This window comes from Streptomyces sp. NPDC054841 (assembly GCF_053611045.1).
Genome location: NZ_JBSGZO010000786.1, coordinates 1 through 2,328 on the forward strand (window position 1 = coordinate 1; position 2,328 = coordinate 2,328).

Sequence of the window (2,328 nt, forward strand, 5' to 3'; positions counted from 1 at the left end):
CGTCCAGGCCGTCCGCCACCCGCTTCTCCCGCAGCTCCTTGATCGCGCGGCGGCGGGCCAGCCGGTGGGTGCGCCGGATCTGCGCCTCCTGGTAGCGGCGCTTGTCGCGTTCCGTCTCCGGGACCACCGGAGGCACCTGGCGCGGCTTGCCGTCCGCGTCGACGGCGGCGAAGACCAGATACGCGGAGCCGACCTGAGTCGCGGGCGTCGACTCGTTCCAGCGCTCGGCCAGCACGCGCACGCCGACCTCCATCGAGGACCGGCCGGTCCAGTTGACCTGTGCCTTCACGTGGACCAGATCCCCGACTCTGACCGGCTCCAGGAAGACCATCTCGTCCATGGAGGCGGTGACCGCGGGCCCGCCCGAGTGCCGGCCGGCGACGGCCCCCGCCGCGTCGTCCACCAGTTTCATGATCACGCCGCCGTGCACGGTCCCGAGGAGGTTGGTGTCACTGCCGGTCATGATGTGGCTGAGGGTCGTACGCGAAGCCGAGGTGGGCTTACCCGGAATATCGCCCTCCGAGCGCTGGGCCTGATCTGTCATGCCGTCCACCCTATGCGCGGACCTGCGCACTGATGCATTGCATCAGGTTCGCAACAGCCCCGGTGCGATTTCTCACCCGCCCTGTCAGTCGAGCGGATCCCACCTGCACACTGTTCCGCATGAATGATTGGCCCGATGGATACGGACGCGGCAGCCACGGTGCACCCGAGGGTGCTCGTGCGATGCGCCATGTGCAGCGACGACCCGTTCCGCAGCAGCAGTCGCAGGGGTACGACGACGGGTACGGCACCCCGTACGACAGCGGCTACAACACGGGCCAGGTCTACGGCTCGCCGCCGGGGGGCGGCGGTCGCGATGGCTACGCCGCGCCCCCCGGGGACTACCGCCCGGCGCCCGACTGGCGCCGCCGCCTCAAGGTCGGGTCGGCCGTCGTGCTCGTCGCCGTGCTCGGTGTGTCCATAGGCACCTACTTCTGGGCCGACTCCAAGATGCGCCGCGAGGTCGACCTCTCCAAGGTCATCGACCGGCCGGAGGAGGGCGACTGCACGACGTATCTGATCGTCGGCTCCGACAGCCGTGAGGGCATGACGGCCGAGGAGAAGAAGAAGCTGCACACGGGTTCGGCCGACGGCAAGCGCACCGACTCGATGATGATCCTCGCGGCCTGCGGCAGCGGGAACACCATGATCTCGCTCCCCCGCGACTCGGACGTGGAGATACCGTCCTTCGTGGGCTCGGAGTCCGGCAAGACCTTCCCGGCCCAGGGCCGCCGGGTGAAGCTCAACGCGGCGTACGCGGAGGACGGCCCCGAGCTGCTGGTCCGTACCGTCGAGCACAACACCGGCCTGCGGATCGACCACTACGCGGAGATCGGCTTCGCCGGCTTCGCGAACATCGTGGACTCCCTCGGCGGTGTCGAGATGGACATCCCGAAGGCCTTCAAGGACAAGAACTCCGGCGCCGACTTCCAGGCCGGCAAGCAGACCCTCAACGGCGAGCAGGCCCTGGCCTTCGTCCGCACCCGCTACGCCTTCGCGGGCAGTGACCTGGACCGTACGAAGAACCAGCAGAAGTTCCTCGCGGCCCTCGCCAACCAGGCCGCGACGCCCGGCACGATCCTCAACCCGTTCAAGCTCTACCCGACGCTCGGCTCCGGCCTGGACACGCTGGTCGTCGACAAGGACATGTCGCTGTTCGACCTCGGCGAGATGTTCTTCGCGATGAAGGGCATCAACGGCGGCGACGGCACATCCCTGAACATGCCGATCTCGGGCAGTCGCGGCGGCAACCTGGTCTGGGACAAGGAAAAGGTCAGGCAGCTCGTGAACCAGATCAAGAACGACGAGAAGGTCACCGTCACCGGGAACTGAGCCTGATCCAACCGGGAACCAGGTCCTGATCCAGAAGACAGACAGGTCCCAGCCCCACCGGCGTCCGCCTCGCGCGCCCCTCCTGACCGCCCTACGCTGCCAATACGGCGATCATGGATGCGGTGAGCGCGATGGCGGACGTCAGCCGGTACTGGGCCTCGGGGAACTGGCAGGTGGCCGACGGGAAGGCCGATGAGTTCCTGGAACGCTGGACGGAGTTCCTGACCTGGACCAGAGAGTCCGTCGACGGATTCCTCTGGGCACGGCTCATCCGCGACCGGCACGACCCCACGCACTTCGTCTCGTTCTCGTCGTGGCGCGACCTCGACTCCCTCAAGTCCTGGCGGAGCCACCCGGAGTTCGAAGGCCTCTTCGCCGCCTGCCGGGCGCTCTGCACGGACATGAACACCGGGAGCTTCGAGCTGGCCAGGGCGGTCTGAGACCGGCCAGAAC

The 2,328-nt window shown here is 67.9% G+C and carries 3 protein-coding genes; 2 read left to right on the forward strand and 1 reads right to left on the reverse strand.

From position 1 onward, the window contains the following. Positions 1-544: acyl-CoA thioesterase (locus ACWGI8_RS43185; protein ID WP_453668972.1), on the reverse strand; the 544-nt coding region annotated here is incomplete at its 3' end. Positions 545-663: 119 nt separating this feature from the next. Between ACWGI8_RS43185 and ACWGI8_RS43190 the strand changes: the two genes are divergently transcribed. Both ACWGI8_RS43190 and ACWGI8_RS43195 read left to right on the forward strand, forming a co-directional pair. Further along, the gene (locus tag ACWGI8_RS43190) at positions 664-1,875 is read left to right on the forward strand and encodes an LCP family protein (protein WP_453668974.1); all 1,212 of its coding nucleotides are present in this window, start codon (positions 664-666) and stop codon (positions 1,873-1,875) included. Between the two features lie 131 nt (positions 1,876-2,006). Further along, entirely contained in the window at positions 2,007-2,315 is a 309-nt protein-coding gene (locus ACWGI8_RS43195) for an antibiotic biosynthesis monooxygenase family protein (protein WP_453668976.1), read from the forward strand. The last annotated feature ends 13 nt before the right edge of the window (positions 2,316-2,328 follow it).